The 21,870-nt window shown below is 70.4% G+C and carries 16 protein-coding genes and 1 tRNA gene; 13 read left to right on the top strand and 4 right to left on the bottom strand.

Annotation, left to right across the window (positions count from 1 at the left end):
• The first annotated feature begins 31 nt into the window (after positions 1 to 31).
• A tRNA-Leu gene (locus tag ABD286_RS10710) sits at positions 32 to 114 on the top strand.
• A gap of 226 nt (positions 115 to 340) precedes the next feature.
• Here ABD286_RS10710 and ABD286_RS10705 read toward each other — a convergent pair.
• Complete coding sequence (locus ABD286_RS10705; protein WP_344192996.1) at positions 341 to 1,135, bottom strand: class I SAM-dependent methyltransferase; 795 nt, start codon at positions 1,133 to 1,135, stop codon at positions 341 to 343.
• Positions 1,136 to 1,327: 192 nt separating this feature from the next.
• Here ABD286_RS10705 and ABD286_RS10700 point away from each other — a divergent pair, with 192 nt between their 5' ends.
• The 8 genes from ABD286_RS10700 to ABD286_RS10665 all read left to right on the top strand — a co-directional run bounded on the left by ABD286_RS10700 (position 1,328) and on the right by ABD286_RS10665 (position 15,874).
• Positions 1,328 to 4,657: a TIM-barrel domain-containing protein gene (locus ABD286_RS10700; RefSeq protein ID WP_344192994.1), complete on the top strand. Its 3,330-nt coding sequence runs from the start codon at positions 1,328 to 1,330 to the stop codon at positions 4,655 to 4,657.
• The gene (locus ABD286_RS10695) at positions 4,654 to 7,533 is read left to right on the top strand and encodes a TIM-barrel domain-containing protein (protein ID WP_344192992.1); all 2,880 of its coding nucleotides are present in this window, start codon (positions 4,654 to 4,656) and stop codon (positions 7,531 to 7,533) included. Before ABD286_RS10700 ends, ABD286_RS10695 begins: the two co-directional genes overlap by 4 nt.
• A 302-nt stretch (positions 7,534 to 7,835) precedes the next feature.
• A complete protein-coding gene (locus tag ABD286_RS10690; protein ID WP_344192990.1) occupies positions 7,836 to 9,032 on the top strand; it encodes an ROK family transcriptional regulator in 1,197 nt (398 codons plus the stop codon).
• Positions 9,029 to 9,970, top strand: a complete 942-nt coding sequence (locus ABD286_RS10685) for a carbohydrate ABC transporter permease (protein ID WP_344192988.1) — start codon at positions 9,029 to 9,031, stop codon at positions 9,968 to 9,970. Before ABD286_RS10690 ends, ABD286_RS10685 begins: the two co-directional genes overlap by 4 nt.
• Positions 9,963 to 10,883, top strand: a complete 921-nt coding sequence (locus ABD286_RS10680; RefSeq protein ID WP_344192986.1) for a carbohydrate ABC transporter permease — start codon at positions 9,963 to 9,965, stop codon at positions 10,881 to 10,883. Before ABD286_RS10685 ends, ABD286_RS10680 begins: the two co-directional genes overlap by 8 nt.
• A gap of 90 nt (positions 10,884 to 10,973) precedes the next feature.
• Complete coding sequence (locus ABD286_RS10675; protein WP_344192984.1) at positions 10,974 to 12,239, top strand: ABC transporter substrate-binding protein; 1,266 nt, start codon at positions 10,974 to 10,976, stop codon at positions 12,237 to 12,239.
• A 171-nt stretch (positions 12,240 to 12,410) separates the two neighbouring features.
• Complete coding sequence (locus ABD286_RS10670; RefSeq protein WP_344192982.1) at positions 12,411 to 13,610, top strand: glycoside hydrolase family 15 protein; 1,200 nt, start codon at positions 12,411 to 12,413, stop codon at positions 13,608 to 13,610.
• Positions 13,607 to 15,874, top strand: a complete 2,268-nt coding sequence (locus ABD286_RS10665; protein WP_344192981.1) for a glycoside hydrolase family 31 protein — start codon at positions 13,607 to 13,609, stop codon at positions 15,872 to 15,874. Before ABD286_RS10670 ends, ABD286_RS10665 begins: the two co-directional genes overlap by 4 nt.
• A 181-nt stretch (positions 15,875 to 16,055) precedes the next feature.
• On the opposite strand, the gene ABD286_RS10660 is transcribed toward ABD286_RS10665, so the two are convergent.
• Entirely contained in the window at positions 16,056 to 16,925 is an 870-nt protein-coding gene (locus ABD286_RS10660) for an aldo/keto reductase (RefSeq protein ID WP_344192979.1), read from the bottom strand.
• A gap of 136 nt (positions 16,926 to 17,061) precedes the next feature.
• Here ABD286_RS10660 and ABD286_RS10655 point away from each other — a divergent pair, with 136 nt between their 5' ends.
• Positions 17,062 to 17,328 carry a DUF3072 domain-containing protein gene (locus tag ABD286_RS10655; protein WP_425565336.1) on the top strand — a complete coding sequence of 89 codons (267 nt, stop codon included), beginning with the start codon at positions 17,062 to 17,064 and terminating at the stop codon, positions 17,326 to 17,328.
• A gap of 166 nt (positions 17,329 to 17,494) precedes the next feature.
• Positions 17,495 to 18,055 carry an NYN domain-containing protein gene (locus tag ABD286_RS10650; protein ID WP_344192977.1) on the top strand — a complete coding sequence of 187 codons (561 nt, stop codon included), beginning with the start codon at positions 17,495 to 17,497 and terminating at the stop codon, positions 18,053 to 18,055.
• A gap of 10 nt (positions 18,056 to 18,065) precedes the next feature.
• Here ABD286_RS10650 and ABD286_RS10645 read toward each other — a convergent pair whose 3' ends face one another.
• Positions 18,066 to 18,581, bottom strand: a complete 516-nt coding sequence (locus ABD286_RS10645) for a nucleoside deaminase (protein WP_344192975.1) — start codon at positions 18,579 to 18,581, stop codon at positions 18,066 to 18,068.
• A gap of 59 nt (positions 18,582 to 18,640) precedes the next feature.
• The gene (locus tag ABD286_RS10640) at positions 18,641 to 19,144 is read right to left on the bottom strand and encodes a hypothetical protein (protein WP_344192973.1); all 504 of its coding nucleotides are present in this window, start codon (positions 19,142 to 19,144) and stop codon (positions 18,641 to 18,643) included.
• Positions 19,145 to 19,569: 425 nt separating this feature from the next.
• Here ABD286_RS10640 and ABD286_RS10635 point away from each other — a divergent pair, with 425 nt between their 5' ends.
• Complete coding sequence (locus tag ABD286_RS10635) at positions 19,570 to 20,301, top strand: hypothetical protein (protein ID WP_344192971.1); 732 nt, start codon at positions 19,570 to 19,572, stop codon at positions 20,299 to 20,301.
• 100 nt (positions 20,302 to 20,401) lie between these two features.
• Positions 20,402 to 21,826: an FAD-binding oxidoreductase gene (locus tag ABD286_RS10630; protein WP_344192969.1), complete on the top strand. Its 1,425-nt coding sequence runs from the start codon at positions 20,402 to 20,404 to the stop codon at positions 21,824 to 21,826.
• The last annotated feature ends 44 nt before the right edge of the window (positions 21,827 to 21,870 follow it).

Here is a 21,870-nt window from a genome sequence, read left to right as displayed (position 1 = left end):
CCGGGTGCCGATACAGCACACTGTTCACCGCGCGCGAGTGGCGGAACGGCAGACGCGCTGCGTTCAGGTCGCAGTGTCCGAAAGGGCGTGGGGGTTCAAATCCCCCCTCGCGCACACAAACAACGAAGGACCCCCATGCTTTTCGGGGGTCCTTCGTTGTTTGTGTTGGACCAGCAGGTGGATTTGGGAGGAGCCGGAGCGAAGCGGAGGCGACGGTGTCCCCCCTCGCGCACAGAAACAACGAAGGACCCCATGCTTTTCGGGGGTCCTTCGTTGTTTATATGGGGGTCGGTCGGCTGCGCGGGGTCGGTATGGGGTGCGCGGAGTGCGCGGAGTGCTGTCAGACGCGGCGGGGAGGGGTGCCGCCGTCGGTCCCTGCCGGCGTGTGCGGCGTCTTGAACCCGACCCACAGGTAGGTCGGGACGATCGGCATCAGCACGCGGAAGGACGCCTGCGGCAGACGGGCGGCGATCCCGGGGACGATGTCACCGCCGCTGTACCTCTGGGGATCGGCGAGCACCGGCACCGTGTAGTCCCAGAGGTCGAAGGCGCGCAGCAGCTTCTTCAGGGACGGGCGGGTGCGCAGCCGCTCGTAGTAGTGGTCGCCCTTGCGGGTCAGGCGGACGTACGCGTCGCCGCCCCTCGGCGGGAGCCAGGACAGGAACGGCAGCCTGTGGTGCGGCTCGATGACACCGAGGCGGTTGGCCAGCCCGAAGTAGGCGACGCCGTCGGGTGAGAGCACCCGGTGGATCTCGGCGACCACGGCGGCCGGGTCGACGACGTGCTCGTAGATGTGGTTGAGCACGACGACATCGATGCTGCCGTCCTCGAAGGGCAGGTGCTCCCCGTCGCCGAGGTGGAACGTGACGTTGGCACCGAACCGTTCCTTCGCGCGAGCCACGCCGCCTTCGTCGATGTCGATCCCGTGGGTCGTGGCCCCGGCCCCGGCGAGCTCGTCCGCGATGTACCCGGCCGAGCACCCGACGTCGAGCGCGGTCAGGCCGCGCAGGTCCGGGCGCCCGAGCGCGTGGCGCAGCACCGCGAGGATCTTGGCCGCCTTCTGGCGTCGCTTCTCCTCGTCGAGCATCGCCGCCATCTGAGCGGAGTAGTCGAGCTGGGGCTTGCGCTCCGCCATGGCGGTGTCTCCCGTCGTGGGCCGGATGTCGCCGGCCAACCTACCGTCGCCCGATTGGGTACGTATCTGGCAAAGAGCCTTGACACGTCAGAATTCGCACCTCTAAGTTCCCCACTAAATTTAGTACCAAACTAAGTGCAGGGACGACGATGTCCCGGATCCGGCCTCCCCCCGGCCAGAAGGAGCTCGACGATGAGTCCCACCCACTCCCGCCGGCGGTTGCGCTGGTCCCTGCCGATCGCGGCGATCCTCGCGATGGTCGGCGCGCTGGTGATCCCGCAGCAGGCCGCCTTCGCCGGCACCCTCTCCGGGGTGTTTCACAGCCCCTACGGCGCGGACGAGCTGTATGGCGCGCAGCCCACCGAGCGCGCGCCCCGCGACCCCATGGCCGGGGAGTCCGTCGTGGTCAAGGCGACGACCTGGCCGGTCTCCCCCGGCCAGACCGTGTGGGTGACGTGGAAGAAGAACGGCGTCGACCAGACCCCCATCGGCGCGGCCTTCGACTACAACAACGGAAACAACTCCTACTGGAAGATCGCCCTCGGCTCCTTCGCCCGAGGTGACCAGATCCAGTACTGGGTCAACGCCGACGTCGACGGAGCCGGCGCCAGGCAGGTCGGCCCCTACAGCTTCACCGCGACGTCGTGGAGCGGGACCGGCAACGTCACCGGCTACGTGAACAACAGCTCGTCGGTCGACGTCACGACGACCGACACCGGGGGTGGCTCGTTCACCCCCAAGGTGCGCTTCACCTTCCCGGCCGCCGACCGGTTCCACGTACAGATCGCCCCGAAGGGCACCGGGCTCAACATCACCGGAACGACCGGGTACACCGTCACCGACAGCGCCGGCACCCTCACCCTGGCGACGTCGAAGATGCAGGTGAAGATCCAGAAGACGCCCTACCGTGTCTCGGTCTACAAGGCGGACGGCACGACGCTGATCTCCCGCCAGTACGACCCCGCGACCTTCCGCAACCTCGGCTGGGCCAGTGACGGCTCGACCACCGTCTCCAAGATCGAGGACCACTGGCTGACCCCCGCCGGTGAGCGGATCGAGGGTCTCGGCGAGCGCTACGACCAGACCAACCAGCGTGGCAACGACGTCCACAACTACGTCTACAACCAGTACCAGGACCAGGGGCCGACCAAGCGCACCTACCTGTCGGTGCCGTTCTTCACCAACTCCGCCGGCTACGGCATCTACGTCCCCAGCACCCGCTACTCCCAGTTCAACCTCGGCACGACCCGCAGCGACATGGCCGGCTTCACCGTCGACACCGGCGGGGCCGCGGCGTCGACGATGGACTACTACTTCTTCACCGGCACCCCGGCCGAGATCCTCGACGCCTACACCGCGACGACCGCCCGCCCGAAGCTGCCGCCGAAGTGGGCGTTCGGCCTGTGGATGTCGGCCAACGAGTGGAACACCCAGGCCGAGGTCAACGCCGAGCTCGCCAACGTCACCAGCTCCGGCATACCGCACAGCGCGATGGTGCTCGAGCAGTGGAGCGACGAGGCCACCTTCTACCTGTGGCACGGCGCGACGTACACGCCCAAGCCGGGCAGCGGCGCCCTCACCTACGCGGACCTGACCTTCCCTCCGGGCAGCGCGTGGAGCGACCCGAAGGCGATGGTCACCGCCGCCCACAACCAGGGCATCAAGATGGTGCTCTGGCAGATCCCGGTGCTCAAGGAGAACTTCGACACCAACCCCGCCACCGCGCCGCAGCAGCACCTCAACGACCGTTCGTATGCCGCCGCGCAGGGTTATCTCGTCGGCGACGGTTCGGGGGCGCCGTACCGGATCCCCACGGGCCAGTGGTTCGGGGACAGCACGGTCCCCGACTTCACGAACACCGCCGCAACGAACTGGTGGATGAGCAAGCGGTCCTACCTGTTCGACGACATCGGCATCGACGGCCTCAAGACCGATGGCAGCGAGGCGCTCTTCGGGCGCAACCTCACCGTCAGCGACGGCCGCAAGGGCGACGAGATGCACAACGCCTACCCGAACGAGTACACCCGGGCCTACTCGAACTTCGTCCAGACGAAGACCGGTGGCACGGGCGCGCTGTTCAGCCGCGCCGGCACCTCGGGCGCCCAGGCGAACTCGATCTTCTGGGCCGGCGACCAGGCGTCGACGTTCTCGGCGTTCCAGCAGGCCGTCAAGGCCGGCATCTCCTCGGGCCAGTCGGGCATCCCGTTCTGGGCGTGGGACATGGCCGGGTTCACCGGCACGTTCCCGTCGAGCGAGCTGTACCTGCGCTCCGCGGCCCAGGCGACGTTCTCGCCGATCATGCAGTACCACTCGGAGAAGTCGAACCCCTCGACGTCCGAGGCGCGCACCCCGTGGAACGTCCAGGCGCGCACCGGTGACACCTCGGTGCTCCCGACCTTCAAGAAGTTCGCCAACGTCCGCATGAACCTCGTGCCGTACCTCTACACCGAGGCCAAGCAGGCCGCGGACACTGGGCTGCCGATGATGCAGGCCATGGGCATCCAGTACCCGGCGGACGCCACGGCCGGGGCACAGGACCAGCAGTACATGTTCGGCCGGCAGCTCCTCGTCGCGCCGATCACCACGCAGGGTGCGACGTCCAAGAGCGTCTACCTCCCGGCAGGCGAGTGGTACGACTTCTGGAACGGTGGCCGCGCCATCGGTGCCGGGACGAAGACCTACAACGCTGGCACGGACTCGATCCCGGTGTTCGCCAAGGCGGGCGCGATCATCCCGCTCAACCTCAACGCGAACTACGAGCTCGGCGGCACGATCGGCAACAGCGTCTCGTCGTACTCGAACCTCGTGTTCCGGGTCTACCCGTCCGGCACGTCGTCCTACGACTACTCCGACGACGCCGCCGGCCTGAAGCGGACCATCACGTCGACCGAGAACTGGGCAGCGCACCAGGCCACCGTCAGCGTCCCGGCGCTGACGACCAAGAGCACGCTTCAGGTCTCGAGCACCGCCCCCACCGGGGTGACCGCGGCCGGAACCGCACTGACGGCGTACTCCAGCATCAGCGCCCTCGCGGCAGCCACCACCGGCTACTACTGGGACCCGGTGCAGCAGCTGACCCACGTCAAGCTCGCCAGCAGCGCCAGCGCCCGCTCGGTCGTCCTCAGCGGCGTCGACAAGGCGGGGTACGAGGCCGAGTTCGGCACGGCGACCGGCACGACGACGAACACCGACCACACCGGGTACACCGGCACCGGTTTCGTCGACGGCTTCGAGACGGTCGGTGACTCGGTGACGTCAGACGTGTCCGTCGCGGTCGCCGGCACGCACGCCCTGAAGTTCCGCTACTCCAACGGGTCCGGCACGTCCGCGACCCGCACGGTCCAGGTCGACGGGGTCACGGTGGGCACGCTCACGCTGCCGCCGACGGCCAACTGGGACACCTGGGGCACGGCCACGCTCAGCACCAGCCTCACGGCCGGCAAGCGCACGGTGAAGCTCTCCTACGCCAGCGGCAACGCCACCGGCATCAACTACGACAACCTGGTGGTGGCGCGGCCGTGACGATCTCGACAACCCTCAAGCGGCGGCTCGGCCTCGGTGTCGCCGCCCTCGTCGCCACGAGCGGCATGGTGCTGGCTGGTTCGCCGGCGGCCCAGGCCGCGGTCCAGCGGGTGCAGTTCCAGGCGGGGGGCAACTACCTCGTGGTGGAGTTCCTCGACAACGACCTGGTCCACTTCGAGCTCGGTGCCGGCTCAGGTCCGGGCACGGGGTCGGACCTGTTCGCCACCGAGCAGGTGTCCAAGCGCAACTACCCCGGGCCGACCAGCCTGAGCCAGAACGGCGGCACCCTGACGACGCCCGGCCTCCAGGTCGTCGTCAACACGTCCACCCTCTGCGCAACGACGTACGACACGACGCGCTCGCCGTCGCTCCTGCTCAACACGACCTGCCCGCGCAACCTGGCCCAGGCGTGGAAGGGCCTGTCGATCACGAAGTCGTCGATGCAGAACGCCTACGGCCTGGGCGAGCAGTTCTACCTCGGCGGCAGCGCCGACGGCGACCTCGTCGGCCGGACCCGCACCCCGGGCGGCAACTACGGCAACGCGATGGTCTACGACACCGACAACGGCCCGGTGGGCAACACCCAGATCCCGGTGCTCTTCGCGGTCGGTGCCAACTACGCCAACTACGGGATGCTCCTGGACCAGGTCTACAAGCAGCAGTGGGACCTGACGGGTGACCCGTGGACCGTGGACACGTTCGGCGACCAGCTGCGCTGGTACGTCATGAGTGGTCCTGACCTGCCCGACCTGCGGCAGGACTACATGGAGCTCACCGGTCGGCCGCCGGTGCCGCCGAAAAAGGTCTTCGGCCTGTGGAACTCCGAGTTCGGGTACGACAACTGGGCCGAGCTCGACAGCACCCTCGCGAGCCTGCGGGCGTCGAAGTTCCCGCTCGACGGGATGATGCTCGACGTCAACTGGTTCGGCGGGGTGACCGCCGGGTCGGACAACACCAAGATGGGCACGCTCGCCTTCGACGGCACCAACTTCCCGAACGCCACGAGCAAGATCGCCAGCCTCGCCTCGACCGACGGCGTCGGCGTCATCCCGATCGAGGAGTCCTACGTCGGGAAGGGCCTGGCCGAGCACACCGACCTCGCGGGCCGCGGCTACCTCGTGCGGTCCGGCTGCTCCACGTGCGCGCCCGTCTACCTCACGAGCAACGACTGGTGGGGTCGCGGCGGGATGATCGACTGGACCCAGCCGGCCGCCGGCTCCTACTGGCACACCCAGAAGCGCCAGCCGCTCGTCAACGCTGGCGTGACCGGCCACTGGCTGGACCTCGGCGAGCCCGAGATGTACGACGCCAACGACTGGGTCGCCGGCGTGCTGCCGGGCAAGAACGCCCACGCGGACTACCACAACATGTACAACCTGCGGTGGGCCGCCAGTGTCGCCAAGGGGTATGCCGACGCAGGCAGCACCCAGCGCCCGTTCATGCTCGCGCGCTCCGGCGCCGCAGGCATCCAGCGCACCGGCACCGCGATGTGGTCCGGTGACATCGGCAGCAAGCTCACCGCCCTCGCGCAGCAGCAGAACGTGCAGATGCACATGTCGATGTCGGGCATCGACTACTTCGGCTCGGACATCGGCGGCTTCCGCCGGGAGATGCTCAACTCCGACCTGAACGAGCTCTACACGCAGTGGTTCGCCAACTCCTCGTGGTTCGACGTGCCGGTGCGCCCGCACACCGAGAACCTCTGCAACTGCGCCAAGACGGCGCCGAACCAGATCGGCGACGTCGCCAGCAACCTGGCCAACATCCGCCAGCGCTACGAGCTCACGCCCTACTACTACTCGCTCGCGCACCGGGCCAACACCACGGGCGAGCCGCTCGTCCCGCCGTTGGTCTACTACTTCCAGAACGACCCCAACGTCCGCGAGATGGCGCACCAGAAGATGATCGGCAAGGACCTGCTCGTCGGGGTCGTCGCCGGTGCCGGTGAGCGCAAGCGCAACATGTACCTGCCGGCCGGTACGTGGTTCGACTACCGGACCAACCAGAAGACGGTCAGCACCGGCCAATGGGTCAACGACGTGCCGCTGTGGGTCAACGGGGCCTTCCAGCTCCCTGCCTACGCCAGGGCCGGGGCGATCCTGCCCAAGATGTTCGTCGACGACAAGACGATGAACGCGGTCGGCAAGCGGACCGACGGCTCGACCCGGGGTGAGCTCATGGCACGGGTCTACTCCGACCCCACGGCCAGCTCGTTCAACCTGGCGGAGGACGACGGCACCTCGACGGGGTACCAGACCGGCGCCAAGCGGACCACGCTGCTCAGCCAGAGCCGCAGCGGCAACACCGCAACGGTCACGGTCGCCGCGTCCTCGGGCACCTACCCGGGCGCCCCGACCAGCCGGGCCAACGTCGTCGAGCTGGTCACCGACACGCAGGCCTCGGGCGTCACGCTCAACGGCAGCGCCCTGCCGCAGCTGGCGAACAAGGCGGCGTTCGACGCGGCCGGCAGTGGTTGGTACAACGCCGGTGGCAACCTCGTCGTGGCGAAGTCCGCGTCCCTCGCGGTCACCTCCGCGAAGACGTTCGCCTTCACCCTCGGGCAGGCCGTGGTCACCCAGACGTTCACCTGCACCAACGGGACCACCACCGCTGGGCAGTCCGTGTATGCCGTCGGCAGCGCACCGCAGCTCGGTGCCTGGTCCGTGGCCAGCGCGGTCAAGCTCACCGCGTCGAGCTACCCGACGTGGACCGGCACGGTCTCCGGACTGCCGCCGGCCACGGCGATCGAGTGGAAGTGCATCAAGCGCCAGGAGGCCAACTTCCCGGACACCGCCGACGCCTGGCAACCCGGGGCGAACTCGGCGTTCACCACGCCGGCGACCGGTCCGGGGTCAGGGACGAGCGGCGCGTTCTGAGACCCCACGGCTGCCGCGCCGTGACGTGACCGAGGCCCCCCGGCTCCTGACGGGGGGCCTCTCGCGTGCCCGGATCGTTCCTCTGTGGACCGCTGAAAGCAGTTGCAGCACAGCATGATTCGCCGCGTCTGCTGCTGATCAACTACGACGTCATCCCACCGCTGACGGCGAAGGTCACGGTCCGGGATCGGTCTCGAGGCAATTCACCGAAAGTCCTTGACGCGGCTCTAGAGGGGGCTTATGTTCCTCCTAAATTTAGTACCAAACAAAGGGATGAGTCGACGATGTCTCAGAACGGGCAGGTGACCACACGTGGCGACCTCGTGCGCGCCGCGGTGCTGGGCCTCCTGGGCACCCGGGGGCCGAGCTCCCGGGCCGAGATCGCCCGCTCGCTCGGCGTCAGCCCGGCCACGGTGACGCAGACGACCAAGGAGCTGCTGGCCCGCGAGCTCGTCACCGAGCTCGAGTCGGTGCCCAGCCAGGGCGGCCGCCCGGCACGGCTGCTCGGCCTGGTCCGCACCGCCGGCGGCGCCATCGGTGCCAAGGTCACCGCTGACCACGTCGCCCTCGTCTCGGTCGACCTCGACGGCACTGTCCGCTCGTCGCGCACGGTGCCCTTCGACCCCGCCCACCCTTCGGCGCTCGACGCGCTGTGCGACATCCTCCGCGCCGCGGTCGACGCCCACGACGGCCACCTGCTCGGGGTCGGCGTCGGCCTCCCGGGTGCCGTCGACTCCCAGGCGTCCGGCGTCGTCGACGCCCCGACCCTCGGTTGGGACCGGGCCCCCGTGGGCCCCCGCCTGCGGGACGCCCTCGGCGTGCCGGTGCTGGTCGACAACGACGTCAACACCCTCGCCGCCGCCGAGAGCGTCTACGGCATCGGCCGGCGCCACTCGTCCTACCTCGTGGTCACCATCGGCCGCGGCATCGGCTGCGGCATCGTCACCCAGGGCTCGGTCAGCCGCGGTGCACACGGTGGCGCCGGCGAGATCGGGCACATCCCGGTCACCGTCGACGGACCCGTCTGCGGCTGCGGCAACACCGGCTGCCTCGAGGCGCACATCGGCGAGAGCGGACTGCTGGCCGCCGCTCGCGCCACCGGTGTCGTCGGCCCGGACGCCGGCATGACCGAGCTCGCCGCCGCCGCCCACGCGGGTGAGGAGCGTGCTCAGGCCGTGTATGCCGAGGCCGGCCGCCTGCTCGGCCGCGGACTCTCCGGCGTGGTCCACATCCTCGACCCCGAGCTGATCGTCCTCATGGGCGAGGGCATGACGGAGTGGACCTTCTGGCAGGGCGGGTTCGAGGAGTCGTTCCGCCGTCACCTCATGCCGGCCCGGCGCGGCGTCCCCTACGTCACCGAGTCCTGGACCGAGAGCCAGTGGGCCGTCGGCGCCGCGTGCCTCGTGCTCGCCTCGTCGTTCGACGCCGACACCGCCGGGGAGCAGGGTGAGCTCGTCCGCGCCCGTCTCCAGGACGTCGCCACGGCAGGTGCCCGATGACCGCCGCGCAGCTCACCGGCCGGGCCAAGCCCGCGACCTCGGCGTCGAGCAGCCCGCGGCCCCGGCGCTCCGGGCTGCGCAAGCTCGGCTGGGTGCTGTTCTTCCTCGCCCCCAGCGCCGTGCCGCTCGTGCTGTTCACGGCCGTGCCGATGATCTCCTCGGTCTGGGTGAGCCTGCACTCGTGGAACCTCATCTCCCCGATGGAGTGGGTGGGCCTGGACAACTACCGCACCCTGCTCACCGACCCCAGCACCCGCACGGTCTTCCTGCACACGCTCATCTACTGCGCCGGATACCTGCCCCTCGTCTTCGCCGGTGGGCTCGGGCTGGCGATGGCGCTCAACCAGAAGCTCGCCGGACGCTCCTTCTTCCGGGCCGCCTACTTCCTCCCGGTCGTCACGAGCTGGGTCGTCGTGGCGCTGGTGTGGAAGTGGCTGCTCAACCCCACCAACGGCCTGGTCAACACCCTCCTCGGTGCGGTGGGGCTGCCCCAGCCGGGCTGGTGGACCGACCCCAACTGGGCCCTGCCCGCCGTCATCCTCTCCTCGGCGTGGAAGGACCTGGGCTTCGTCATGGTCATCATGCTCGCCGGGCTCCAGGCCATCCCGCAGGACGTCCTCGAGGCCGCGTGGGCCGACGGCGCGAACGGCTGGCAGCGGTTCTGGCGGATCACGCTCCCGCTGCTGTCGCCCTCGACGTTCTTCGTCATCGTCATCTCGCTGATCAACGGCTTCCAGGTCTTCGACCAGGTCTACGTCATGACCGGCGGCGGGCCGTCCGGCTCCAGCCAGGTCGTGGTCGGCCAGATCTACGACCTCACCTTCCGCTACGGCCGCGCCGGCGAGGCCAGCGCCCTCTCGTGGATCCTCTTCGCCGTCATCCTGCTCATCACCGCGGTGCAGATCCGCGGCCAACGCCGGTGGGTGCACTATGCCTGAGCTGCTGACTCCCGAAGCCCCGATCGCCGTCGGATCGCCCACTGCGGCAACGGTTCCTGCCACCGGTGGGGCGCCCGAACCCGTGGAACGCAACCGCCGCCCGCTGCGCCCCCTGGGCCTGCTCCGGTATGCCGCGGTGCTCGCCGGTGCGGTCGTGATGCTCTTCCCGTTCCTCTGGACGGTCATCACGTCGATCACCCCCGAGGGAAGCCTCGCCGGCGGACCGACGCTCATCGTCGAGAACCCGACCCTGGCTGCATACCGGACGCTGCTCGAAACGCTCCCGATGTGGCGGATCGTCGTGAACTCCCTGTGGGTCGCGGTCGCGTCCACCCTCCTGCAGCTCGTCACGGGGTCGATGGCGGCGTACGGGTTCGCCCGGCTGCCGTTCAAGGGCAAGAACGTCGTGTTCGCGCTGTACCTCGCGACGCTGATGGTGCCGATGCAGGTGCTGGTCGTCCCGCTGTTCATCGAGATGAAGGCGCTGAACCTCCAGGACACCTACATGGCACTGCTGGCCCCGTCGATCGCCTCGGCGTTCGGGGTGTTCCTGCTGCGCCAGGCGGTCGAGTCGGTGCCCAAGGAGCTCGACGAGGCCGCGACCATCGACGGCGCCGGCCACCTGCGGATCTTCGCGACCATCATCCTGCCGCTGATCAAGCCGGCCCTGGCCACCGTCGCGGTGTTCGCGTTCATGGGCAGCTGGAACAGCTTCCTGTGGCCGCTGGTCGTCATCCGCTCCCCCGAGTTCATGACCCTGCCGCTGGGGCTCGCCACGCTCCAGGGCCAGTTCACCACCGAGTGGGACGTCGTCATGGCCGGGTCGGTGTTCTCGATCCTGCCGATCGCGATCGTCTACCTCCTCGCGCAGCGACACATCATCGCCGGCGTCGCCCACACCGGCATCAAGTAGCCGGCACCCGAACCCCAGTCCACTCCATACACAGCACCACCACCCGACCGTGCGCCACCCGGAACGCGGCAGGCCCCTGAAAGGAACACCATGATCAACCTCGCCAGGCGCAGCGTCGCGCCTGCCCTCGTCGCCGGTCTGGCGCTGGCGCTCGGCGCCTGCGCGCAGGGGTCCGCGACCAAGTCCGTCGACGCTGCGTCGTCGGGTGGCAAGACCACGATCCGCTACATGAACTTCTCCGCCAACGGTGGCCACGAGCAGGACCTCGACGCGATCAAGTCGGCGTTCGAGAAGGCCAACCCGGACGTCACGGTCCAGATCGAGACCACGCCGTACGACGACTACTTCACCAAGCTCCAGACGGCCGTCGCCGGTGGCACCGCGGGTGACGCGTTCGAGCTCAACTACGAGAACTTCGTGACCTACGCCTCCAACGGCTCGCTCGCCGAGCTCAAGGACGTCGAGGGCTCGAAGTACAAGCCGTCGCTGCTCGAGGCGTTCTCCGCCGACGGCAAGCAGTACGGCCTGCCCGAGTCGTTCTCCAACGTCGTCCTGTTCTACAACAAGGACCTCTTCAAGGCCGCCGGCGTCGCCGAGCCCACCGCCGACTGGACCTGGAAGGACGAGCAGGCCGCCGCGGCCAAGCTGACCGACAAGTCGAAGAAGGTCTGGGGCGACTACCAGCCCATCTCGTTCTTCGAGTTCTACAAGGCCCTGGGCCAGTCCGGCGGCGAGTTCCTCAGCGCCGACAAGAAGACCGCGACGTTCAACTCCGACGCCGGTCGTGCCGCCGCCGAGTTCCTCGTCTCCAAGGCCGGCAAGACCATGCCGACCGAGGCCGATGGTGCGGGCACGCCCGACTTCGACAGCAAGCTGTTCAAGAGCGGCAAGCTCGCCATGTGGCACACCGGCATCTGGATGTTCTCGGGCATGGCCGACGCCAAGTTCGACTGGGACATCGCCGTCGAGCCGGGCAACACCAAGAAGGCCTCGGCGATGTTCACCAACGGTGCCGTCGTCTCCGCGCAGAGCAAGAACCAGGCCGCCGCGCAGAAGTGGATCACCTTCCTGACGTCCTCGGACGAGATGGCCCAGAAGCGTCTCGAGACCAGCTGGGAGCTGCCGCCGGTCGCCGACGAGGCCAAGCTCGCCTCCTACCTCGACGCGGGCAAGCCGGCCAACCGCCAGGCCGTGTTCGACTCGCTCGACGCCACCGTGCTCCCGCCGGTGATCGAGCGCCAGCAGGAGATGCAGGACGCCGTGGGCAAGGAGCTCAGCGCCGCCGCTGCCGGTCGCAAGACCGTCGCCGCCGCCATGGCCGATGCAGAGAAGGCGGTCAACGCGCTCCTCAAGTAGCGCGCACCGCTGACCCCTGAGGCGGTCCGGTCGCCCCCCGGCGACCGAACCACCCCGGGTGGTCGCCGGCCACCGCCGGTCGCACCACCCACCCCCGCGGCGGCTGCCGGGTCGAACCCCTGGTCGATCCGGCAGCCGCTCTCCACCCGCCACCCCACCGGACTGGACGACATGACCTCCCTCCCCGAGACCGCACCGGCGGTCCCCCTCAACGATGCGCTGCTGGAGCTCGCCCACCGCAGTCACGCGGTGATCACCGAGCACCAGCACGAGGGTGGGGCGTACCCCGCCTCCCCGACGTTCTCGGCGTACCGCGGGTACGCGTGGCTGCGCGACGGGTCGTTCACCGCCGAGGGGATCTCGCGGTACGGCGACACCGCGTCCGCCGATCGCTACCACGACTGGGTGAGCCGGGTCCTGGGCGCACGACGCGAGCAGGTCGACGGCCTCGTGGCCGACGCTGCCCGTGGTGTCGAGGTGCCGCTGGCCCGCATGCTCCCCACCCGCTTCACCTTCGATGGCCTCGACGGCTCCGACCCGTGGTGGGACTTCCAGACCGACGGCTACGGCACCTGGCTGTGGTCGCTCGTCGCCCACGCTCAGCGCCACGGCGGCGACCTCACCCGGTGGCTGCCGGGCATCGAGGTCGCGGTCGACTTCCTCTCCGCGTTCTGGGACCTCGCCTGCTACGACTGGTGGGAGGAGCACGTGGAGCACCGTCACGTGTCGACCCTGGGCGCCGTCGCCGGCGGGCTGCGTGACATCGCCGACTCCGGCGTCCTCGACGAAGGACGCTCCAACCGTGCCAGGGCGGCGTCGCAGGGTGCCGCCGCCTTGGCGCTCAGCCAGGGTGTGACCTCCGGCCACGATCCGGCCGCTGGGACGGGCCCCGCGGACGCCCACTTCGTGAAGTGGCTCGGGACCACCGCGGTCGACGGCTCGCTGCCGTCCTGCGTCGTGCCGTTCCGCCTCGCCGAGCCCGGCAGCCCGCTGGCCGCGGGCACGCTCGCCAAGGTCGCCGCCGACCTCGACGTGGACGGCGGCGTGCACCGCTTCCGCGCCGACGTCTTCTACGGCGGTGGTCAGTGGCTGCTCCTGTCGGCGCTCCTGGGCTGGAACCTCGCCGTCGCCGGTGACCGGGACGGGGCCCTGCGGCACCTGCACTGGATCGCCGCCCACGCGACCGTGGCCGGCGAGATGCCGGAGCAGGTGCCCGACCACCTCCTGCACCCCGAGTCCCGCGCCGAGTGGATCGAGCGCTGGGGTGAGGTTGCGACACCGCTGCTGTGGTCGCACGGCATGTACCTGATCCTCGCCGACGAGCTCGGCCTGCTCGACCCCTCCCGCACCACCGAAGGACCTCCGCTGTGATCTCCCCCGCGCTGCTCGTCCACCGTCCCCACGGCATCGAGCACCCGTACGCCACCTCCCTCGACCAGCGGATCCCCGTGCAGCCGCTGACCGGCGAGTCCGTCCACCTCGGCGTCCAGGCGCTGGCCGACCTCGAGTCGGTCACCTGCGAGTGGGTGCCCGCGACCGGTGCTGCGACGACGTTCGCGCTCGCTCCCCACGAGGCGGACGCGGCCGATGCTGCGGCGCTCGCCGGTGGGGAGGGCCACCTCGCTGCTGCGCAGGCCGCCTCGCTCGGCGGCGACGGCGGGTGGGCCGGGCAGTCCCCGTCCGTGGAGGACGGCGCCGGCTACCGCTACCGCTTCCACGCGACCGCTCGCGACGGGGCGACGCAGACCACCGACTGGTATGCCGTGGCCCCGGCCCGGTGGGTCGCCGACCTCCCTGCCGGGCTGGCGGCGACCCTCACCGGCGCGGACGCGCGGTTGGTCGCTGGCTCGGTCGAGTGGCTCGTGACGGACACGTCCGTGCAGCGGGTGCGGTTCGCCCTGGCGCTCTCCGAGGGCGACCACGTCGTCGGGTTCGGCGAGCGGTTCGACCACCTCGACCAGGCCGGGCGCCGCCTCGACGTGGTGGTCTTCGAGCAGTACAAGTCGCAGGGCGCCCACGGCCGTACCTACCTGCCCATGCCGTTCGCCCACGTGGTCGGTGCCGACGGCTCGACCTGGGGGTTCCACCTCCGCACGACTCGACGTTCCTGGTACGACGTCGGTGTCTCGACGCCGGACCGCCTCGTCGTCGAGGTCGCCCTCGGCGGCAGCGCGTCCGAGTCGCTGGACGTCGGCCTCTACGACGGCGACCCCACCGCCGTCCTGCGGTCGTTCCTCGACGAAGCGGGGCGTGCCGAGGAGCTGCCGTCGTGGGTGTTCCGGCTCTGGGCCTCCGGCAACGAGTGGAACACCCAGGACCTCGTCACCGCGCGGATGGACACCCACCGCGAGCTCGACATCCCCGTCGGCGCCATCGTCATCGAGGCGTGGAGCGACGAGGAGGGCATCATGCTCTTCCGCGACGCGTCCTACACCTCTCGTCCTGACGGATCTCCTTTCTCCGCAGACGATTTCACGTTCGCTTCCGACGGTGCGTGGCCCGATCCCAAGGCCATGGTCGACGACCTGCACTCCCGCGGGATCAAGGTGATCCTCTGGCAGATCCCGCTGCTGAAGACCGCGCAGTCCGAGGACGGGTTGCACGAGCAGGTCCTGGCCGAGGGGGAGGCGATGGTCCGCGAGGACCACGCGGTCCGCGAAGCCGACGGCGCGGCATACCTCAACCGCGGGTGGTGGTTCCCGAAGTCCCTCATGCCAGACCTCTCGGTGCAGCGGACCCGTGACTGGTGGACCGCGAAGCGCGACTACCTCGTGCGGGACCTCGGCATCGACGGGTTCAAGACCGACGGCGGCGAGCACGCGTGGGGCCACGACCTCCGGTACGCCGACGGCCGCAAGGGCGACGAGGGCAACAACCTCTACCCCGTGCACTACGCGCGGGCGTTCGGCGACCTGCTCAAGAAGCACGGCAAGGCGCCGATCACGTTCTCCCGCAGCGGTTTCACCGGCTCGCAGGCGCACGGCGTCTTCTGGGCCGGCGACGAGGACTCGACGTGGGAGGCCTACCGCAACAGCGTCACGGCCGGGCTCACGGCGGCGTCGTGCGGCATCGTCTACTGGGGCTGGGACATCGCCGGGTTCTCCGGTCCGGTGCCCGACCCCGAGCTCTACCTGCGTGCCGTCGGGGCATCGGCCTTCATGCCGGTCATGCAGTACCACTCGGAGTTCAACCACCACCAGCTCCCGCTGCGCGACCGCACGCCGTGGCACGTGGCCGAGCAGACCGGCGACGAGCGCGTCGTACCGGTGTTCCGCGAGTTCGCCCACCTGCGTGAGCGGCTCGTCGACTACCTCACCGAGCAGGCCGCGGTGACGGTCAGCACCGACCGACCGCTCATGCGCGCGCTGTTCTTCGACCACCCGGGCGACGCCGCGGTGTGGGAGCACCCGCGCCAGTGGATGCTCGGGGCCGACCTGCTGGTCAACCCCGTGACGTCCGAGGGCGCTGTCGAGTGGGCGACCTACCTCCCGGCCGGCCAGTGGGTCGACGTCTGGACCGGCGAGGTGCACGAGGGTGGCCGGGTCGTCGAGCGCAAGGTCCCGATCGACGAGGTGCCCGTCTACTGCCGCGCCGAGGCCTGGGACTCCCGCGCCGCGATCTTCGCGGGCCGGTGACCCGCCCCCGCGGCCGGGTGTGGCGCCCGCCCACCCCGGGCGAGCGCCATACCCACGCGTGACTCCCGCGGGTGCCCACCCCGCGCCCTGACTCTCGAGTCTTTGAGCGCCTGACCACGCCTGGACGTGGTCAGGCGCTCAAAGTCTCCGGGGAGGAGAGGGTTGCGAGGGGTCGACCAGGTCAGGTGGTCGCGTCGGCGTTGAGCGCCTTGAGCTCGTCGTCGCTCAGCTCCAGGTCGGCAGCCTTGACCGAGTCGGTGATCGACTCGGGGCGGGAGGCGCCGGGGATCGGGATGACGACGTCGGCCAGGGAGAGCTCCCACGCGAGGGCGACCTGCTGCGGGCTCACGTCGTGGGCCTTGGCGACCTCGGCGAACGCGGAGTGGTTGGACCCGAGCTCGGAGGCGTCCGAGATGCCGCCGAGCGGGCTCCACGGCAGGAACGCGATCCCGAGCTTCGCGCAGTGGTCGAGCTCGCCACGGCTGGACAGGAACTTCGGCGAGAACTGGTTCTGCACCGACACGAGCCGTCCGCCGAGGATGTCCTGGCTGAGGTCGATCTGCTCGATGTTCGCGTTGGAGATGCCGGCCTGCTGGATCACGCCCTCGTCGAGCAGGTCGCGGATCGCGCCGACCGACTCGGCGTAGTCGACCTCGGGGTCGGGACGGTGGAACTGGTACAGCCCGATCGCGTCGACACCGAGCCGCCGCGCAGACTCCTTGACCGCCTTCTTGAGGTAGTCCGGGCGACCGTTCAGCGTCCACGAGCCGTCGCCGGGGCGCAGGTGTCCGCCCTTGGTGGCGACGAGGACCGACGAGCTGTCGCCGCCCCACGACTTCAGGGCCTTGGCGATGAGCGACTCGTTGTGGCCGACCTCGTCGGCGTCGCGGTGGTACGCGTCCGCGGTGTCGATCAGGGTCACGCCGGCGTCGAGCGCGGCGTGGATGGTGCGGATCGAGCGCTCCTCGTCGGGGCGGCCCTCGATCGACATGGGCATCCCGCCGAGACCGATGGCGCTGACCTGGGTGTCGCCGATGGTGCGCTGCTGCATGGGGGTCCTTCCGTGGGGTTCTGGGGGGCCTGTCCACGCTAGGTCGGTATGCCGCGCGGTGCCCACTCGAGCGCCGTTCCGGACCGTCGGGTGCGCTCGGAGTGCGAGCGACCAGCGGTGAACGTATGTTCGAACCATGAGCGACCACGACACGCAGCCCACCACCGACGAGCCGGAGATGCTCGGAGCGACCGAACCCGTCGACGACCCGGCCCTCGAGAAGGACCCGTCCGACTGGGTCAGCGGCGACGACCCCATCACCGAGAGCCAGAAGAGCTACCTCGACACCTTGGCCCGCCAGGCCGGCGAGGAGATCCCCGCGTCGATCACCAAGGCCGAGGCGTCCGAGCACATCGACCGGTTGCGCACCAACCTCGACCGCAAGGGCGGTGACGGCGCGTAGGTCGCGCCGCGCGGTCGCCGGGCAGGGTCGACCGCGTGAGCGCGGGACGCCGGTGCCCGGCACCACCGACCGGTCAGCCGGGCCGGACGCCCGGGATGCCGCGCCCGGCGGCGAGGTCGTGGCGAGCCCCCGCGCTGAGCCGGTCGAACGGCATACAGTCACGTCCATGGTCGATGCGCAGCGGACGACGTACGTGCTGGTGGACGGCGAGAACATCGACGCCACCCTCGGCACCTCGATCTTGTCGCGCCGCCCCCAGCCCGACGAGCGCCCCCGCTGGGACCGGCTGAAGAACTTCGCCGAGGAGGAGTGGGACCAGCCCGTCAAGGGCCTGTTCTTCCTCGCGGCCAACGGTGACCTGCCGATGGGCTTCATCCAGGCGCTGCTGGCGATGGAGTACCGCCCGGTCCCGCTGTCGGGTCGACCGCACGAGAAGGTCGTCGACATCGCCATCCAGCGGACCATCGACGCGCTCGCCGACCGCGCCGCCGACGTGATGCTCGTCAGCCACGACAGCGACTTCGTGCCCCAGCTCGGCAAGCTCTGCGACGGCCGCAAGGTCGGCCTCGTCGGCTTCCTCGAGTTCCGCAGCAAGGCGTTCGTCGAGCTCGAGTCACGCGGCCTGGAGTTCTTCGACCTCGAGTACGACGTCGACGCCTTCACCGCGCGACTGCCCCGCGTCCGCGTCATCCCGATCGACGAGTTCGACCCCTTCGAGTTCCTCTGAGGGCTCCTGCTCAGGAGGTATGCCGCGCGGCCGCCTCGTGCAGCGCGCGCACCTCGTCCTCGAGCGAGGGAGCGGGCCCGGCGACGACGACGCCGGGCGCGACGTCCTGCACGGCCAACGGGCTCACCGGGGCCGCCGGCAGGCCCCACCCGCGGTGCCAGCCCACGAGCTGGGCGGTCGACGCGGCATACGCGATGCGCCCGAGGCCGACCCACGCGTGGGCGGCCGAGCACATCGGGCAGTGCTCGCCGGAGGTGTAGACGGTGGCGGTGGCGCGCTCGTCCGGGGTGAGCGCGGTCGCGGCGAGGCGGGCCAGCTCGAACTCCGGGTGGCGCGTGTCGTCGCCCGTGGAGTGCTCACGGTTGCGGTCCTCACCGACGACGCGGCCCTCGGCGGTGACCAGGACGGAGCCGAACGGCCCGTCCCCGGCGTCGAGGGCCTCGCGGGCCAGCTCCACGCAGCGACGCAGGTGGCGCAGGTCGTCCTCGGTCAGGTCGGTGCCCAGCGTGCCGTCGGTCGTGGTCATGAGACCACTGTGGCCGACGGCCGCGCCCCCGACAACGGTCAGGGGGCGGTCAACGAGGGTCAGATGCGGCCGGTCATGATCCAGGCGCAGGCGCGGTGCACGGCATCCCACGGGTCGGTGCCGAGCTCGACGCTGAAGCGCTGGACGTGGGACTGGGGGTCGGAGAAGACCGCGGTCCAGGCGTGGCCCCGGGAGCCGATGCTGATGGTGGCGCGACGCAGGAGGGTGCAGGAGGTGATGTCGACCGTCATGGCGCCACCGTTGCCGAGCTCGCGGCGGATGGAGAACGCGTGGCCGTCGACGATGTCGGTGCAGCGGGCGGCCTCGGCGGCGCGGGAGCGGGCGCGGTCGTACTCGGCCTGGGTGACGTTGCCCAAGGACAGGGCGAGGGCGGAGCGGGCGGCGGTCGGGCCGGAGACGGTGCGGGCGCGGCCGGCGTCCTCCCGGGCGGCCTCGCAGGCCATCCAGGTGCGGGTCACGTCGGCGGCGAGGGCCTCGCGCATCCCGGGGGTTGCATGGGCGACGTACCAGGCGTTGTCGTAGATGCGTTCGATGACCGTCATGACGAGTCCTCCTCCACCGAGACGATGGCTTGTGCGGGTGCCGGCGGTGGTGCCTGGGGGGAGCGTTCCGGCAAGGACAATCGTCGTCGCACGACCTCGTCCACACATCCGTCGCGGGGTGGCGGACGTTCTCCACCGCACGTCGTAGCCGAGAACCGGGTTGTCCTCGGTTTGCTCGTGATCGCTTTCGTACGATGCGAATTCGCCCTCATCCAAAAGACGTCCCGGCCAGCTGCACGTCCAGTTCCGGGTGCCCGAAGGTGGACGACGTCCTCCGGCGGTCGGTCGAGATATCCAACCGAACGGACGAGACGTCCCGCGAAGCGGTCTGCATCTGGCGCCCGGCGGCACAGGGAGCGCATAGTGAGGGGCACCCGCGGGGCAGGCCCGCCGGGCAGCCGCCAGTCTTCCGCCACGGAGGCGCCATGAAGGCCACCACGCCAGCCGTCTTCCTCCCCGACGTCGTCCCGGTGCTGTCCTCCGGGAAGCACCGGAACCCGCGCAAGGGCGCGTGCTTCATGGAGATGGCGTCCTACCTCGCAGGCGAACGCTGGAGCGACCACCCCTCCTGCACCCACCCGCTGCTGGCCTCGCTCGCCCGGCTGGTCAACGACTCGCTGCCCGACGCCGACCGACCCCGCATCGTCGGGCTCATCCCGGACGTCGTCGGCATCACGGGCACCGACCTCGAGCTCGACGTGGCGATCGCCGCCCGGGCCGGCGCTGCCGCCCTGCCGATCGCGCCGCTCATCCGCCAGAACGCCTTGGCGGTCGGCCTGCTCACCTGCCGCCGGTTGGCGTCCGAGCTGCCGACCGACCGCGGTGCCGACCTGGTCGCGCTCTGCGACGCGGCCCTGGAGGCCACCCCCGACGCCCACGCATGGGCGTTGCGGTTCGGCAAGGACGGCCAGGTCAGTGAGCGCACCTTCCGCCGCCAGACCGCGCCGCACCTCGTCGCCTACGCCGTGGAGGGCATCGCCGTCGCGTGCGTCGACGACGTCCCGGCCCGGCTCGTCGCCCTCCTCTCGGCGACCATCCACGACACGGCCCGCCGCGCCGACCGCCCGGTCGCCGGTGCCCCGATCGCCGGGAAGGCCACGGCTCCCCGGGTCGCAGCTCCCCGAGGCTTCGAGCGGGTCCGCTCGCTGGTGAGGTGACCCGGGGGCCGGGCGACCCCTAGTCGTCCCCAAGTGGTGCTCAAGTGCTCCGTCGCACGCTTCTCCGCACAAGCCACAGCGGAACCAGGAGCCAAGCACCATGACCATCGAGACCATCGACACCACCCTCAGCGACCTGCGCGCAGCCTCCCTGCGAGGCGCGTGCGGCAGCACGATCCACCTGCCCGGCGACGCCGCCTACGACGCGGCGCGCGTCCCGTGGAACGTCGCCATCGACCAGCGCCCTGCTGCCGTCGCCGTGCCGCGCGACGTCGCCGAGGTGCAGCGGGTCGTCCGCGCAGCCGTCGCGGCGGACCTGCGCATCGCGCCGCAGAGCACCGGCCACAACGCCGGTCCGCTGGTGGCTCAGGGACTCGACGACGTCGTCGTCCTGCGCACCTCGGCCATGACCGACGTCCAGGTCGACCCCGTTCGCCGGGTGGCCCGGGTCGAGGGAGGGGCACTGTGGGTGCACGCCACCGAGGCCGCCGGCGACCACGGTCTCGCGGCGCTGCACGGCAGCTCGCCCGACGTCGGCATCGCCGGCTACTCCCTCGGGGGTGGCATCGGCTGGTACGCCCGCAAGCTCGGCCTGGCCACCAACAGCCTGCTGGCGGTCGAGCTCGTGACCGCGGACGGTGAGCACGTCCGCGCCGACGACACCAGGAACCGCGAGCTCTTCTGGGCCCTGCGCGGGGGTGGTGGCAGCTTCGGCGTCGTCACGGCCCTGGAGTTCCGGCTCTACGACATCCCGACCGCCCACGCAGGGATGCTCGTCTGGGACCTCGCCCTGGCCGAACCGGTGCTGCGGCGTTGGGTCGACTGGACGGCAGGTGCACCCGACGAGGTCACGACGTCCTTCCGCGTGCTCAACCTGCCGCCCCTGCCGGACATCCCGGCCCCGTTGCGCGGCCGGTCCGTGGTCGTCGTCGACGGCGCGGTCCTCGACACCGACTCGCGCGCCGAGGAGGTCTTGGCCGACCTGCGGTCCGTGACGCCCGAGATCGACACCTTCGCCCGCGTGCCGGCACGGTCACTGGTGCGGCTGCACATGGACCCCGAGGGCCCGACCCCGACGGTGTCCGACTCGACCGTGCTGACCGAGCTGCCGGACGACGGGATCGAGGCGTTCCTCTCGGAGGTCGGTCCGGGCTCGTCGTCGTCGCTGCTCCTGGCCGAGCTGCGCCAGCTCGGCGGGGCGCTCGGGCGCGACCACGAGGGGGGTGGGGCGCTGAAGCGACTCGACGGCGCCTTCGTCGCCTTCGGTGCCGCCATCGCCGCCGGTCCGGAGCTGGCGGCCCAGGGCCAGCACGACGCCCACCGCCTCACCAAGGTGCTGTCGCCGTGGCGGAACGGCCGCAGCTACCTCAACTTCGCCGAGACCGTGGTGGACCCGAGGTCGGGGTACGACGAGCGGGCCTGGTTGCAGCTGAAGGGGATCCGTTCGGCCGTCGACCCGCACGGCACCTTCGTCGGCAACCACCGGATCCCGCGCCTCGTGGAGAACCTCAGGGTCACCGACTGAGCCGGGAACGGCCGGTATGGCGCCTGCCCGGGCGGGCGGGCGCC

The sequence above is a fragment of the Pedococcus aerophilus genome (genome assembly GCF_039532215.1).
Taxonomy (GTDB): domain Bacteria; phylum Actinomycetota; class Actinomycetes; order Actinomycetales; family Dermatophilaceae; genus Pedococcus; species Pedococcus aerophilus.
Note: the sequence above shows the minus strand (reverse complement) of the source record. Positions and strands in the feature narration are given on the sequence as shown.